This is a genomic window from Paenibacillus swuensis (genome assembly GCF_001644605.1).
Taxonomy (GTDB): Bacteria; Bacillota; Bacilli; order Paenibacillales; family DY6; genus Paenibacillus_N; species Paenibacillus_N swuensis.
This window is the reverse complement of record NZ_CP011388.1, coordinates 1,900,948-1,916,996: the sequence shown is the minus strand read 5'-3', so window position 1 is coordinate 1,916,996 and position 16,049 is coordinate 1,900,948. Positions and strand designations below refer to the sequence as shown.

The window sequence follows — 16,049 nt, the reverse complement described above, 5'->3', positions numbered from 1 at the left end:
GTAATTTAGAGTAATTGGATTTTACTTGGACAGCTCTTTGTATTTCTTCATATATTTGGTACAGGCCAGCACGAACGTGGCATGAGACCAGGTCAACGGAGCTACGGACACCGGACTTCCGTCAAAAGGATCCAACTGCTCGGACAGGACTCCGCTTTCCATCGCATGGGCCACAACCCAGTCAATCGTCGCTTTGGGTGCTGCCAGATCGGCTAACGACTGTGCGGCTTCGATTTCGTACTCCGCAACCCATAAGGTACAGATGATCCAGGGATTTCCCGGTACCTGTTCAATGTCCGAAGAACGCTGGAAATAGTAATCGTGATAGTAACGTGCAATTCCGCCGATTTGAGTCTTCACGGACAGCTTCTCTTTAATCGATTTCATGGTCCGCGCCACACGTTCATCGGCAGCTGGTAACACGCCAAACTCGAAGATGCCGTACACACTGCTTTCCGGCGTCATATCTTGCTCCCAACGACCGTCCTTCAGGAAGAGACCTCTGGCGAAACGGCCTTCCTCTTCATTCCATAGATGCTTCAGAATCCCGGCTTTCACAGTTTCCGCGGCATTACGATATTGCTGGCACCTGCGGTCGTCACCGAATAAATTCGAGAAGTTGGCCGCAGCCACAAGTCCGCCATACACGGCCGAAGTCGTGAAGGTGTAAATACCGTAACGCTCTTCCCACAAGTCATAGCTTGGCTTGGGCAGCCCCAAAGTCGGTTCCATATATTCTACAAGAAAACGGGCCGCTTTGCGGATTAACGTCCGGTATAGAGACTGATGCAGTTCGATATCGCCATGATGCAAATAATCTTGCCATAACGTAAACAGAACCAGTCCTGTTTCATCCTCCTGAATCGGAAGCTGCTCCATCCCGTTGTGAACGTAAGGATGCCAGGAAGAGCCTACCGTACCGTCCGGGTTATACTTGTGATGCAAGTAGCCTTCCGGGGTCAGGGCCGCGGCGCAGAAATGGAAGAAAGGCTCAATCATGCCTTGGTAACCCGCAACCGTCATGGAGTAAGCAACCAGCGCGCCGTCGCGAGGCCACATATAGCTGTAATGATCCCGGTTATATTGCAGAATATCCGTATCGTTAGCGGCAATGATTGCGCCGTTCTGATCAATTTGGGTGCGAACAATAAGCAAACTCTGCTTGAATAATCGCTCAACACCCTCGCCAAGATCGGCAAAGTCCCGGTCCGCCTTGTTCACCCATCGCTGCCAATAGATCCGAATGCGATCCAATAATTTCCCCGGATGACTATCCTTTACATAAGCATCCAGTTTCTTAACCTCTTCCAAGCTGCCGCCGGCGCTCATCCAGTAATAAGCATCTTGTTCTTCGCCGCCCGCAAGGACTAATCTGAGGGAAAGCGTACTGTCCACAGAGCCTTGGGCAATAGGGTTACCCATGAGATGTCCATCCTCGGCATCTTTCCATGTGCCCTCGGCGTTGTGGAACCGTTTCACGCCTGTTGTGTATTGAAATATACCGCTGTTAGAGGTCATGCCGTTGAACATGAAGTATTTATCTTTTTTGTAATGAAAAACGGTATTGTTATAAGGATAGTAGCAGGAAGTATCGCCGACCTCCGTCTCGTTAATGACTAAATCCTGGTTGAAGAACAATCGAACTTCGCGGGCTGTGGAAGCTTCATTACGGATGGCAATCCGCTTGAGATAGATGTTGTCCCGTTGATGGACACCGTCATTCATAAGCAGGGAAATACCCAATTCCGCGTGCACCGCGGTTACTTCCGTAACCAGTGAATCCTCGGCATAGGCCAACTTAAACTCCCAACCGGCGTCACTGAGCCAGCTGAACCGACCGTCTACCCAGACACCGACCCGAAACTTGTAGCCGCTGACATGGTTTAACTGGCCGACATAAGGATAGTAAATGTCTCGAATATAGCTGTTCTGATCCAGATTGACCAGAAATTTTCCGTTTCCAACGACTAAGTGTCTAGGCACTCTACCACTTCCTTATCCATAGGAACATTATTGATTTCTCTGTAATGATTTAGCAATAGTGTAGCAAAAGGGCACGGCCTTGCCTACTTAAATGTGCAAGTTTCATCAGATTGCACCAAAAAACATCAGTTTAACAGCCGCGCATACAAGCGGCTAACTTCGGCGGCCGGCTCCGCCCAGCCGCAGCTCAGCGCTTTGCGCTGAGCCCCTGCCGCGAGCCGCGCGGCGAGCGCGCCGTCGCCAAGCACGGCGGCCAGCTGCTCCGCCAGCGCCTCCGCGCTGCGCGGCGCAGCCAGAAGCCCGTCGACGCCATGCTCGACGAGCTCGGTCAGGCCGCCGCTGGCGCAGGCGACGAGCGGGCGGCCCGCCGCCATCGCCTCGAGCGCTACGAGCCCGAACGGCTCGTAGAGGCTCGGCACGGCGACGACGGCCGCTCCCGCGAGCAGCGCGCGGCGCGCGGCGGGGCCCGCGAAGCCGGCGAAGCGCACGCGCGGCGCGGCGAGCCCGAGCTCCGCGGCGAGCGCGCGCAGCTGCGGCTCGTACGGGCCCGCGCCGGCGAGCGTCAGCCGCGCCTGCGGGCATCGCCGCAGCAAGAGCGGCATGGCGCGCAGCAAGTATTGCGCGCCTTTCTCGTGAACGAGCCGGCCGAGGAACACGATGTGTTGCTCCCCGGCGCCGGCTGGCTCGAACCGACTGGACAAGTCAGCCGCCTCGCCAACGAAGCCATGGCTTGTTTCACGGATGTCCTTCGGGTCGCCGGCAGCGTCCTGCCCGGCCCATGCTTCAGCATCCACGCCATTGCGCACAACCGTAAGCTTCGACACTGAAATTCCCGTCTCCGCGAAGATCTCAGCAGCCATATAGCGGCTGCAGACGAGAACATGATCCGCTTCATACGCCAGGGCGCGGTCGGCTTCGCGGATAGCCATCTGACCTCGGCTTCCTTGATGACCTAAAGAACGGCCCGCCTCGGTCGAATGGACTGTGGCGGCAAGCGGTACCTTCCAGCTTTGTTTAAGCTGGGCCGCGGCTGCGCCGGTTAACCAGTCGTGGGCATGGATGAGCCCGAACCGACAGCCTTCGCGGGTCAACCTCTCCGCGCCTCGCAAGAAAGCCAGATTCATCGCGAACACCCATTCCATGAAGGGGAGAGGGGTAGCTGAACGTAAATCAGGCTCTCTGTGAATATGAACGCCGTCGCTCCATTGATAAGCGGGGGCATGCTCCGTTTGGATCGTGAGCACATGAACCTCCCACCCTAGCCTGGACAGTCCGCGGGACAACCCTTCCACAGAAGCGGCCAATCCTCCAACAACATGGGGCGGGTACTCCCAACTAAGCATCAGTACAGCGGGAAAATTACTTTTGCAACCACGGGATACAGCTGAAGGTAAAGGGGCTGCGCTCATTGAAGACGGTGCTACGCTGAATGGTGACAGGGCTGCGCTCATTGAAGACAGGGCTGCGCTGAATGATGAAGGTGCTGCGTATGAAGGCGGTCTACCCATGGCTGAATCGTCTGACCGCGGGGGCAGCCCATCATTCCCTTTATACCCTAAACCATACCCGTCAAAAACTTCAGTACCCCACCAACCGCCTACTGTTACATTTGACATGTCCCCGGTCGATATAATAATAGGAAACGGCTTATCGGGATCTTGGCCGCAACGTAAGATCGGGATAAACGGATTCCCATGCGATAGGTAACCTAGCTCGGCCCAAGGAGAGGTTAGCCCGCACCTTGTTCTATTAACCGCTAAAGGTTCATCGCTAATCGGGAAATCTTCATAGGCCGCCTCCCGGTCATCCGAAGATAAGGTGTAGGTTCGCATCACCAACGGGATTTCATGCCATGGTTGTTTCATATGCCTTGTAATCATGGCTTGCATAGCCGAAGACACATTCCATTCCCAGGCAATGTCCCCTTCGGGGGTTACGGCATAAGTTAAATACGTATCGTTGTTTGGGGCAGATTTAACGTCAGACTGTTTGTCCATATCGTACACTCCCGTGCGCTCTTTCATTCCGTAGATTCGCGTTCCTTCTATTGTAGCATTACAAATCATCGGCTGCACGGATGACGCCTCACTCAGAGGAAGGGACCTGACAAACGGCTGTAATTTTTCAGCCGTGCAGATCCCCGTGAGTTTGTGTAATATAAACGAACGCGTCATATTTATTGCAAGAACGCACCAGTAAATCATACTCCTGCTCACTTATGGACGCATAGGTTCGGACTTCGCCTGTATGGTAATGCGCCACCAATTCATGCGTGCAGGAATCATAACGGATGTAACTGATTTGCTTGGACCCGATGGGTATGATATTCATAACAACCGCCCCTTCGTTAAGTCGTGGTTAATCCGTTTTTATCGGTTGTTTTAGCCTATGAAAACGCCTTAATAATTAGAATTTGTACAACTGAAGGTTGCACCCTGTAAACATTTGGGGGTTTTCTTTCCATCCAAAAGAAGGTAAAGTTTAAAAAGGAATGTTGTACCTCTGTGCAGAATATTTATTCTTAAAGGCTGTGCTTACCACGTTAGGGGGTATCAGAATATGAGTTTTTGTTGCGGCGCCAGTATGATTGGTACCAAAGGAACGCTGAAACAGATGCGTACCCATATTCACAACGTTCCGTTGTTATTCTGTCCGGTATGCCATAAGATCGAGGTTCACTACATGGCAGAAAACGAATACGAAATCCTATCCGAGTACGCCATCGGTGACGGAGCACCCGAAGTCGATTTCGACGATTATATTGATCCGAAGGCGGATCATGAACTATATGAGAACTGCGTCAATCATGAACAGGAAGATCCCTTGGAGGTTGTACGCAATCAGATTGACATGGCGCTGGATTTACTCAGCGTCGCGAAGTCCCTGCAGGACACGGAATGGGAATCCCAGTTGAAGGAACGACTGGGAACTTTAAGCTCTCGAAGGGCCAAACTGAGGAACAAGAAGAAAATGGGCGGCTTACGCTAAAGCACCGAACGTCTCCTGTTGGGAGGCGTTTTTTTCTTTTTGTGCCATACCCCCCGTATTTCGTCCGATGGGAACGAATTCTATGGTGTGAGGTGGAAAGGTTGTTATTACTACTCTTTAAGAAATTTCTTGGGAAGCACCAATCTCACAAATCCGGAGCAGAACCCCTGACAGAAACAGCCGAGGAGCAAGTTCTTCGGATTCAACAGGGTGATTTACGTCTGCGCAATCAGTTTATAACGGACTATCAGCCTTATGTTGTTAAAGCCGCAAGCCGATTTAGTAAACGCTACATTGATCCGTCGAAGGACGATGAGTTTAGCATAGCATTGAATGCCTTTAACGAAGCCATTAATCAGTTCGTTCCGGGCGCAGGCCGATCATTCATCGGGTTTGCGGAAACGGTGATTCGGCGCCGTCTTATTGACTATGTGCGCAAGGAGCAACGATTTCTGCAGCAAGTTCCTTACAGCGCGTTCGATGCTGAGGACGAAGAGGACGGGCAATTGCATCCGATTGAGGTGCATCAGGCGATTCATGAGTACGAGAAGGAACGAATCCGCGAAGAGCGATGCAATGAAATTCTGCAATTTACGGAGAAGCTTTCCCGGTTCGGCATTACTTTTCAGGATCTTGTAAACAACTCGCCAAAGCATACGGATTCCAGGCAAATGTTTTTTCGAATAGGTAAAATTCTTTCTGAAGACGAAACGCTGTTCTCCATACTTATGACCAAAAAAACATTGCCCATCAAAGAGCTTCTAGAGAAAGTCGAAGTCTCCCGAAAAACGCTGGAACGTAATCGTAAATACATCATTGCGATTTCTGTTATCTTTAACGGTAACTTTCCATATTTAATTGATTACTTACATATAATGGACTCCGCAGAAGGGAGCAAGGAACATGAATAAAGGCATCGTAATGGAGTTGGGCACGAAGAGCGTTATCGTCATGACACCTGACGGCCAATTTCGAAAGATTAGACGTTCACCCCAAGATATTCACATTGGTGATGAGGTAGATTGCCCCGCCGCTAACACCTGGCGCAAAGGCTCTATGCATGCTTTATTCAGCGCGGCTACGGCAGCGGTCATCCTGTTTCTTGTCATCTTCTCTGCTTCAGGCGGTTTCGGAGCCAAGCCTTCCCAACCGATCGTAGCGGCTTATGTTACTCTGGATATTAATCCCAGTGTGGAACTGGGCATCGACACGAATGAGAATGTTATTGAAGTGCGCGGAATCAACGATGACGGTATACAACTATTGGATAAACTGGAAATCAGGGGTTCGTCATTAGATCAGGCGACCGGGATCATCATGGATCAGGCTGGACAGAAAGGTTATCTCGACCAGGAAGACGGGGACATCGTCATATCCAGTACTTGGATGCTGGAAGAGAAGACTAGGACAGCTCAGCACCTTTTGACCGAAAAAGTGAAGAAAAAAGTAACCGAGAGCATTGAAAAGCGGGTGGTTGCCAAGAAGCTAAAGGCTTATCCGGTAACCGCGATAGAAACACCTAAGGAAATGCGCAAAGCAGCACTGCAAAGCGGTGTGTCCACGGCAAAGATGGCCTATTATCTGCAATCGCAAAGTAAAGGCAATGATATTCCGCTGGATGAATTCAAGCAGAAGTCCATTCACAAAATGGTGAAAGAACATAAAGAGCTCAAAGTCATCATGGATCAGCCTTCGGATCCCATAGAACTGAAGCGGATGCTTGAGCAGTCAATCCCTGCTGAGAAGAAGCCTCAAACGGATGATTCCTTAGAAGAGAAGAAGTCGGAGAAGCCGTCGAAAGATGAAGAGAAGCCGTCAAAAGCTGCGGAGAAGCCGAAAGCAGAGGTAGTACAACCGATTGTTACAAAAACATCGCAACAGCTTGAGGAACGGGAACGCGAAAAGCTTCAGAAACTTTTGGATCAATTAGCAAGGGAGCACTTAAAAAAGCATACAGACGGCAAAACTTCCAGCGGGCACAAGAAAGAAGATAAAAACAGAGACAATGATAAAAAAGATGATAATGATAAAGATGACAAGAACAACAAAGAAAACGATAAAGACCAAGACGATGATAAAAACGACGTTAAAAATGATGACGACTCTAAAAATACAACCGAGTCAGACCGGGATCGTCTAGTAAATCTCATTGAGAACGAGCGCAATAAGCTGGAGGAGGAGAGAAAAAAAGAAGCCCTCAGGAAGTTGGAAGAACTTAAACGCAAAGAGGAAGAGAAGGGCAGGGAAGATCAGAAGCGCAAAGAAGAAGCGGAGAAGCGAAAAGAAGAAATAGAAAAGCGCAAAGAAGAAGCAGAAAAGCGCAAGGAAGCAGAGAAGCGCAAAGAAGCAGAAAAGCGCAAAGATCATGCCAAGCACAATAGCGATGATAATGACAATGATGACAATGATGATGACAAGAACAGATCCAACGATAACGACGAGCAACTGATCAAGAACAAGGGTGGCGCGGACGTGAATAATAAGAATGTTCGTAACCCATCCTTGAACAACAACAAGTACGCCGGCGTAAAGAACCCACACCATGACTAAACCCGATGAAAGCTCATTCTCTAAACGAGGAGAATACGGAGCTTATTTCTGTTCAAAGGATAGGAGAAATTAATTCTCTTGTCCTTTTTTGCATGCCTATGGGATTATGATACAATTCGTTTAAAGGCTAAGCATTACATTACATAAGAGGCAGGAGTACCCACCATGGAAAGAACATCAATTGATTTCAAAATAGTGCAAGCGGATACAGTACTTGCATTTCAAGGATCTCAGGCTGCAGTTGTTTATATTTCTAAAGAAGAGTTGGAGCATGACGCATGGATACATCCGCAGTTAGACGTTGCTATACAAAGGCTGAAGGACAATAAATTATTCAAAGCTGAGCCTCACGAGGTCAAAGTGTTACCTACACTGGGTCTTATTCCTTACGACTATTTGATATTGGCAGGCATCGGAGGCCACCCTTATCATGAGGATGCTTTTCGAGACGGAGCTGTCTTCGCCGCGAAAGAGGCATTTAAACTTCAGATTGAAACGTTAACCGTATCGTTGTCACCGCTGCCTGAAAGTAACGGGGTTCAGGGTGCTGCTACAGGAGCGAGTACCGCTTTGGTTATGGATCATGGCATCCTGTTGCGTAAAATCGCCGAGGGAATCACTTTAGGCAGTTACCGGATGCGGACTTACGCTATGTTGAAATCTGAAGACGTCCGATTAACACAGGTGAATATTCTGGCGAAACAACTCCCTGCGCAAGAAATTTCCGCTCGGGAACTTCTCATAGGGAATGTCTACGGTGAAGCTACGAATGTGGCTCGGGATCTCACGAACATGCCCGGCAATCTGCTGACACCGCAAGGGATGGCGGAGGAGGCGGTCCGGATCGCCTCCAAGCACGGCATGTTCTGCGAGGTCCATGATGAAGTTGAGATTGAACGCTTGGGTATGGGAGGGTTGGCTGCCGTGGGAAAAGGCAGCGCAAATCCTCCGCGCATGATCGTTATGAAATACCAAGGCGCCGACGAATGGACGGATGTGCTGGGTCTGGTCGGCAAAGGTATCACGTTCGACACAGGCGGTATTTCGCTTAAGAAAGGCGAAGGCATGGAGGAAATGATCAGCGACATGGGCGGCGCCGCCACGTTGCTGGGTGTCATGGATGCAGTCGGCCGCCTAAAGCCGAAGGTAAACCTAATTACGGTCATCCCCGCGGCTGAGAACATGCCCGCGGGGAACGCGTTCAAACCAGGGGACGTCATTACCTCTATGAGCGGACGCACCATTGAAGTATTGAACACGGATGCGGAAGGACGGATTGTGCTGGCGGACGGCATGACTTACGCCAGACAATTGGGAGCGGAGAAGCTGATTGATGTCGCCACGTTAACCGGTGCGATTCTCATCAACTTCGGGGATGTGGCGACGGGCGCTGTAACGAATGACGAGACTTTTCTGCATGAGCTTCAAGCCGCCTCCAAGCGCGCAGGAGAGAAGGTATGGCCGCTCCCTTCTTACCCCGAATACTGGGATATGCTGAAGAGCGACGTAGCGGACATCAAGAACGCGCAAGGGCGGTGGGCGGCGGCCATTACCGCCGGATTGTTCATCGGCACCTTTGCTGAAGGCGCACCCTGGATTCATCTGGATACCGGCGGAACCGCATGGTTATGGAGCGACAAGGGAACGGAGCCTAAAGGAGCCACGGGGTCGATGGTACGCACGGTACTTGAACTTATCCTGACATAAGGGGCAACTACTATGCAAAGGATCCGAAATGCTGCCCAGCTTCATAAACCGCCTTCGGTGAATCGACGGAGCTTAAGAACTCTTACACTGGAAGGTGTACCGGCTTTAATGGTCGGAAACCTGCTGGGTGGGCCGTTCTTAACAGGGTATATGTTGTATCTGGGCGCTACTTCAGAGCAAGTGGGCATCGCGCTCGCGATCCCCGCTTTTGCCAATTTGATTCAACTGTTCATCGCTTTCTATATGCATCGGTTCCCTAACCGGAAACTGGCTTTAGTGCTGCTAGGAGGGAGTCACCGCATCCTGTGGGCTTTGACGGGATTCATTCCTTTCCTTATGCCCAAGGAGTTGTGGGTCGGGACGTTTATCGGGATGTTTCTGTTATCCTTCGTGATGGCTTCCGCTTCAGGCGTGTTCTGGACCTCATTGGTGGCGGATATCGTTCCCGCTAAAGTCAGAGGGCGCTATTTCGGAATTCGGAATACGATTCATGGGGCTGTGGCAGCCTTGGCTGTTCTGGTGGGTGGACAAATTCTGGATCGTTGGCCGGAAGAAACGGGATTTATGATTTTATATGCTATCGCCCTGATCTGTACAGTCGTCAACATCTATTATTTGGCCTGCTACCCCAACCCGACTATGGCCGAAGCGAGTGAAAGCAAGTCTTACAAGCTGCTGTTAAAGCCTTTCAAGGATCGGACATTTTTTAAGGCATCGTTGTTTCTGGCGCTCTGGATTCTGTTACAAAATGCGGTTGTGCCTCTATTCTCCTATATGATGCTTGATGTGCACGGCATTTCCATTCAATGGGTTTCCATCATTACCACGATGCAAATGTTGGTCATGATGGCCAGCTATTACATCTGGGGGAATTTGAACGCTCGTTATCGGACCCGCACCTTGTTGTTTTGGACCTTACCGATGATAGGTCTTTCTTGTCTGTTATGGGGAGCAGGCAGCCTCTTGCCGATTCTTCCTGTGTTGGTGGCCATCCATATTCTGCTTGGATTTGGTACCGGAGGATTTAACCAACTGGTCTTTAACCTCATCATTGAGGATGCTCCACGGGCCGATGTTCCTATTTATATCGCGGTGTATTCAGGCTTGACGGGAATTACGGGGTTCTTGGGGCCCCTGATCGGGGGCATGCTATTCAAGGGGGCGCGTACTTGGCCGAACTGGATTGAAGCCTATGGCATCGCGGCCGTAGTTGGCGGGATAATGCTGGGGATTGTGGTGATGATAGGCAGAAAGATATTGCTGGAGCCGAAGATAAAGTGGTTGAAGGGCTCAGGGAACTCTGTATCTATGTAAATGCTAGGGGTAAATACAATAAGAGAAGGAGTGATTGAATCATGGACAAAAGTGAGCGCACCCCGCCGGGGCAACGGCTGACCGAGGGGTTTCCGGTGTTACACTACGGATCCGTTCCTTATTATAACGACATGAGCAAGTGGGATCTGCGGATTTTCGGTTTGGTTGAAGAGGATATTACCTTGTCCTATAAGGAATTTATGAAGCTGCCAACCCGAGAGTTTCATAATGATATTCATTGTGTAACCACCTGGTCGAAGCTGGATAACGTATGGGAAGGGGTGCCGGTCGCCGCCATTATGGAAAAGGTGAAGCTCAAACCGGAAGCCAAGTATGTGATGCTGCATGCCGAAGAAGGTTGGACGACAAACTTGCCGATTGAGGATTTTTTAGCGGAAACTTCCTTCCTGGGCTTCCGTCATAACGGCGAATTGCTGACGCCCGACCATGGTTATCCTGTGCGCATGGTGGTGCCGCATCTGTACTTTTGGAAAAGCGCGAAGTGGCTGCGGGGAATTGAATTCATGCCCAAGGATAAGCCGGGGTTCTGGGAGCGGAACGGATATCATATGTACGGAGATCCCTGGAAAGAGGAAAGGTATGATTTCGACTAAAAATGCATGAAACGTCAGCTCTGGGGCTGGCGTTTTACTATGTGATAGGGGGTACCATTGTGTCATCGGAAGTATTGTGCAAAGTATTGATTGTTGACGACGAGATCCTCATCAGGCAAGGCATCAAACATTATATTCACTGGGAGCGGGAAGGCTTCGAAATCGTCGGTGAGGCTTCCAACGGGCAAGAGGCGCTGGACATCATCGAGGCGAAGAGACCGCACATTGTCATTACCGATATGGTAATGCCGATCATGGACGGCGAAGAGCTCACCCGGGTCATCAAGACTGCCTATCCCGAGATTGAGGTCATCGTCTTAAGCAGTTTTGGTGAATACAACTATGTGCGGTCCACGTTCCAAAGCGGTGTCGCGGACTACATTCTGAAGCCGAAGCTGGAAGCGGAAGGGTTGCTCCATGTATTGAAAGCGGCCTCAAGCAGAATTCCCTCCTTGCGAATCTCCGCGCGGGAACCCTCGCTTCCCTTCTCCCCGGAACAGACGCTGGACAGATTGTTAAACGGGTATGAGGTCGCAGATCAAGATATGGACATGGCGGAGCGAACATTCCCCCATGCCCGATACGTACTGGCAGGCATAGAACCGGAGAGCGCTAAAGGGGACTGGGAGAAGTTTGTACGAAACAAGCTTCCGCTCACCGTAATCTACCCGCTTAAACCTTTCTCTTCCACTGCGACCTATATCCTTAACGCCGGGCAAGCGGAGATGGATCAATGTTCAGCCGTCATGCAGGCATTTACGCAAGAGGTTCCGGAAGCCTGTTTCTTGTTAAGTCCTGCGTTCGATGAGTTGCACGAAGTAAGCAAGATTTATAAGGATGATCTCTCGAAGCTGCAGCAATATCGATTCTATTTCCCGGATCTGCATCTCTTGTCCGGAAGTCTACTGCCCAAACCGGCCCCGCGCGCGGAGGCGTTTGACTTAAACCGGTTTATGATGAAATTCAAGCGGGAACGCACAGATGACGCCTTGGCTTACCTTGATGATCATATTAACGCGTTGTCTCTCTGCTATACGATGGATGTATTTGAGTATAAGTCATTTCTTAGTAACATTATATTTAACATTACAGTGTTACTGAGTTCCATGAACTATAAAATTCAAGCGCTGGAAGAAGCGAAATACAGTTATTTCAAAGCAATGGATGAAGCGCGGCATGTCGGGGAGGCACTAAAGCTGTGGCATCAATTCATGGATGAGGTTCATCGCCATATGGCTTCCGAAACGCAGCCCGCCGGTAATGGGAATATGAAGATGTTGCTGAATTATATTGAAGAGCATTACGCCGAACCGCTGAGTTTGACAGAGGTGGCCAGACACTTTCATTTCAATCCTTCGTATCTGTCGAGTTACTTCACAGCGCATAACAAGGAAGGGTTCATTGAGTATGTGAACAAAATTCGGATTGAGAAAGCGTCGGATTTGTTAATTACAGAGGCCGCGCCCATATCCGAAATCAGCGGGCTGGTCGGCTACGCCGATCACAGTTATTTCTGCAAAGTGTTTAAACGGATTACCGGCGTATCGCCAAGCCAATACAGGAAACAACATTTACGATAAGAGAAGAGATGGATAACCTATGAAATTGTGGCGGGAACGATTTAAACATAACGGGTTATTTGTAAAAATGTTCATCATTACCGTAGTCAGCATGATTGCCGTGTCCGTTATCATTACGTGGACCACCATTCGGATGTCGGAGAAATTGTTTGCCGAAACATTCTCCATTACCAACGCTAAAGTGATGAATCAAATTCGTGAAAGCTTCGAGTCCTTTCATTATTCCGTCGTGATCGCGTCTAATAATGTATTGCAGAGCGGGGCGATTAAACGATTTCTCACGGAAGATTATAAGGATCCGGAGTTAATGCGCGCTTATTATAATATTAATCAGCAGATGAAACGCGTGAAATCCAATCTGGATGTCTATGAAATGGGAATTACAATTACAGGAGCGAACGGCGTCAGCTTTTCAACGGACCGAAGCTATTGGCCGGTATCCGATGATGAACTTCGCAGGCATACCATTACGAAGAAAACCCTGGAGGATCCCCGCCGGTTGCTCTATCAATATGATATTCCACCGTTTGGCGGAGGCGGCGAGCCTACCATTATCATCTCTAAAGCTTTCATGGAGCGTAGTGCGGGGACGATCTACGGGGCGATGTATTTTGCCATTAAAGAGAATCAATTTAAGAGGTTTTACTCAAGCTATACAAGTACGGGCAATGATGTCGTCATTATGAACAAGAGCGGGAGGGTCGTATCCTCCAACCGGTCAGAAATGATTGGTAACCCTGCGATGGGGTTGTTGGAGCATGCCCGTAATATTGAAAAAGAAGGTCTCTCTTATGTGAATTCCACCGAAAACGGAAAGCATTACATCGTCCTGGCGGAATATCTGCCTTCACTGGATATGTATCTCGTGAACCGAATTGATAAAGAAACCGCAATCGGCCGGTATATTGATAAACAAGCGATCGTTATGATTATTATCGCGGTCGTCTCGGTTGCGCTGATTATTGTATTCCTGGTGTCGCGGAGATTGACCAAATCGCTGTCCAGACTGGTAAAACAAATCGGAAATGTTTCAAAGTATGATTTTGACCATTATGTGGCGGTTTCGGGCACTTACGAAACGAGGCAAATCGGCATCGCCTTTAACTCCATGCTGGACGAGCTTCATGAATATGTGGAAAACCTGGTGCAATCCGAGAAAAAAGTTCGTAATGCGGAGCTTGCGGCGTTACAACAGCAGATAAATCCACATTTCCTCTATAATACGTTGGCGTCCATTAAATTTATGGTGCAGCAAGGCGGCAAGGAAGAGGCGGTCGCGACCATTCATGCGCTTATTTCCCTGCTGCAGAACGCGATTGGTAATGTGAGTGAAACGATTACGATTGAACAGGAACTGGAGAATCTGAAGAATTACGTATTCATTAACCACAAGCGTTACGGGGACCGGATCAAGGTGAATTACTTCATCTCTCCTGACAGTATGGAGGTTGTGATTCCCAAGCTGATTATTCAACCGTTCATGGAAAACGCCTTCTTTCATGGCTTCAACCGCAAGGCCGAAGGGTCCATCAATGTTTTGGTGTGGCATGAAGGGGATGCGCTCATTTGTGAGGTTGTGGATAACGGCGACGGGATGCGAATTTCCGCGGATGATCAATTACCGGAATTCAAGAGCAAGCGCAAGCTGTTTGAAGGCATCGGTGTGAGAAATGTGCATGAACGTATTCTGTTAATGTACGGAGATACTTACGGCGTGACGATCACAAGCAAGTTAAACGAAGGTACGAAAGTAAGAATCAGACTGCCTTATATTCTGAAATCTTGAAATCATTATAATTCTAAATATATTACAAATTTCATTAAAGTAAGCGCATACAATCCCTGATATTTGAACAAATCATGACGAATATATTCCTAACGAACATCTCTTTGTAAGTGCTATCATAATGAAGTAATAAAGATAGCGCTTACAAAAAAGTATATACAGACGGAGGGGTACTCTATGAGAAAAATGGTGGCGGCTTTACTTGTCAGTGTCATGTTCCTAAGCGCCTGCGGATCCAATGCGGGCAACGGAAACAATGCCGGAGAGGGCAAAGAAGCGAAAGAAATTTCTGTATGGGCTTGGGATCCTAACTTCAACATCAAAGCTCTGGAACTTGCCAAAGAAACTTACGCTAAAGAAAACGCGGATTTAAAAGTAAATGTGATTGAAAACGCGCAAGCGGATATTATCCAGAAGCTGAACACCGGCCTGAGCTCCGGTACTACGAAAGGTTTGCCGAACATTGTGCTGATTGAGGACTACCGGGCGCAAAGCTTCCTGCAAGCTTACCCGGATTCCTTCTACGAGATGACAGGCAAATATAAAACGGAAGATTTCGCGGAGTACAAAATCGCACCGACCTCTCTGGACGGCAAAAATTATGGTCTCCCTTTTGACACTGGCGTATCGGGTATGTATGTCAGAACGGATTACCTGAAAGACGCGGGTTACACGACTGAAGATTTGCAAGATATCGACTGGAACCAATACATTGAAATCGGCAAGAAAGTGAAAGAGAAAACAGGCAAGAAAATGATTACACTGGATCCGAATGATCTTGGATTTATCCGAATGATGATTCAATCCAGCGGCGCATGGTACACGAAAGATGACGGTGTGACGCCGGATGTTGCAGAGAATGAAGCATTGAAAGTGGCATTTGAATCCTACAAAGCGATGATTGACGCGGATATCGTTGCGCCAAACTCCGACTGGAGCCAATTCCTCGCGGCGTTCAACAGCGGTGAAGTCGCCACGGTACCGACAGGGAACTGGATCACACCGTCCGTGAAAGCGGAAGCGTCCCAATCCGGCAAATGGGCGGTTGTTCCTCAACCGACACTTCCGGGCGTAGCGAACTCTGTTCACGCTTCCAACCTGGGCGGCAGCTCATGGTATGTGCTGAACGTTCCGGGTAAAGAGCAAGCGGCTGATTTCCTGGCGAAGACGTTCGGATCCAACAAAGAGTTGTACCAGAAGTTTATTACTGAAATCGGCGCTATGGGTACTTACAAACCTGCTGCCGGCGGCGAAGCTTACCAAGTGAAAGACGAATTCTTCGGCGGACAGAACATTATCGGCGATTTCGCCAAGTGGTCCGAGCAAATTCCTCAAATCAATTATGGTTTGCATACGTATGCCATTGAGGATGTAATTATTGTAGCCATGCAAGATTTCCTGAACGGCAAAGAAATTACGAAAGTACTGCAGGATGCGCAGAAGCAAGCGGAAGCGCAGCTGAAGTAACACAGCAGGACAGCACGCTATAGCACAGAACAGAGCCTTGGAACTCGCCGGCTCCTCCGA

12 protein-coding genes are annotated in these 16,049 nt (G+C 49.3%); 9 read left to right on the top strand and 3 right to left on the bottom strand.

Annotated features, from left to right (window positions below; genetic code table 11):
- Positions 1 to 21: 21 nt before the first annotated feature.
- The 3 genes from SY83_RS08345 to SY83_RS08335 form a co-directional block, all read right to left on the bottom strand.
- Positions 22 to 1,983, bottom strand: a complete 1,962-nt coding sequence (locus SY83_RS08345; RefSeq protein ID WP_068605824.1) for a glycoside hydrolase family 15 protein — start codon at positions 1,981 to 1,983, stop codon at positions 22 to 24.
- 125 nt (positions 1,984 to 2,108) lie between these two features.
- The gene (locus tag SY83_RS08340) at positions 2,109 to 3,980 is read right to left on the bottom strand and encodes a glycosyltransferase family 4 protein (protein ID WP_197479997.1); all 1,872 of its coding nucleotides are present in this window, start codon (positions 3,978 to 3,980) and stop codon (positions 2,109 to 2,111) included.
- Positions 3,981 to 4,107: 127 nt separating this feature from the next.
- A complete protein-coding gene (locus SY83_RS08335; protein WP_068605822.1) occupies positions 4,108 to 4,314 on the bottom strand; it encodes a KTSC domain-containing protein in 207 nt (68 codons plus the stop codon).
- Positions 4,315 to 4,542: 228 nt separating this feature from the next.
- Here SY83_RS08335 and SY83_RS08330 point away from each other — a divergent pair, with 228 nt between their 5' ends.
- The 9 genes from SY83_RS08330 (at position 4,543) to SY83_RS08290 (ending at position 15,989) form a co-directional block, all read left to right on the top strand.
- Entirely contained in the window at positions 4,543 to 4,971 is a 429-nt protein-coding gene (locus tag SY83_RS08330; protein WP_068605821.1) for a hypothetical protein, read from the top strand.
- A 101-nt stretch (positions 4,972 to 5,072) separates the two neighbouring features.
- Positions 5,073 to 5,882: an RNA polymerase sigma factor SigI gene (gene sigI / locus SY83_RS08325; RefSeq protein ID WP_068605820.1), complete on the top strand. Its 810-nt coding sequence runs from the start codon at positions 5,073 to 5,075 to the stop codon at positions 5,880 to 5,882.
- Positions 5,875 to 7,521 carry an anti-sigma factor domain-containing protein gene (locus SY83_RS08320; RefSeq protein ID WP_068605819.1) on the top strand — a complete coding sequence of 549 codons (1,647 nt, stop codon included), beginning with the start codon at positions 5,875 to 5,877 and terminating at the stop codon, positions 7,519 to 7,521. Before sigI ends, SY83_RS08320 begins: the two co-directional genes overlap by 8 nt.
- Positions 7,522 to 7,686: 165 nt before the next feature.
- Positions 7,687 to 9,228 carry a leucyl aminopeptidase gene (locus SY83_RS08315; protein WP_082882397.1) on the top strand — a complete coding sequence of 514 codons (1,542 nt, stop codon included), beginning with the start codon at positions 7,687 to 7,689 and terminating at the stop codon, positions 9,226 to 9,228.
- A 12-nt stretch (positions 9,229 to 9,240) separates the two neighbouring features.
- Positions 9,241 to 10,542: an MFS transporter gene (locus SY83_RS08310; protein ID WP_068605818.1), complete on the top strand. Its 1,302-nt coding sequence runs from the start codon at positions 9,241 to 9,243 to the stop codon at positions 10,540 to 10,542.
- 41 nt (positions 10,543 to 10,583) lie between these two features.
- Positions 10,584 to 11,156, top strand: coding sequence for a sulfite oxidase-like oxidoreductase (locus SY83_RS08305; RefSeq protein ID WP_068605817.1), 573 nt, complete (start codon positions 10,584 to 10,586; stop codon positions 11,154 to 11,156).
- A 59-nt stretch (positions 11,157 to 11,215) separates the two neighbouring features.
- On the top strand, positions 11,216 to 12,736 hold the full coding sequence (locus tag SY83_RS08300; protein ID WP_068610990.1) for a response regulator transcription factor: 1,521 nt from the start codon (positions 11,216 to 11,218) through the stop codon (positions 12,734 to 12,736).
- A gap of 19 nt (positions 12,737 to 12,755) precedes the next feature.
- The gene (locus tag SY83_RS08295; protein WP_068605816.1) at positions 12,756 to 14,522 is read left to right on the top strand and encodes a cache domain-containing sensor histidine kinase; all 1,767 of its coding nucleotides are present in this window, start codon (positions 12,756 to 12,758) and stop codon (positions 14,520 to 14,522) included.
- Positions 14,523 to 14,699: 177 nt separating this feature from the next.
- Complete coding sequence (locus SY83_RS08290) at positions 14,700 to 15,989, top strand: ABC transporter substrate-binding protein (RefSeq protein ID WP_068605815.1); 1,290 nt, start codon at positions 14,700 to 14,702, stop codon at positions 15,987 to 15,989.
- Positions 15,990 to 16,049 lie beyond the last annotated feature (60 nt).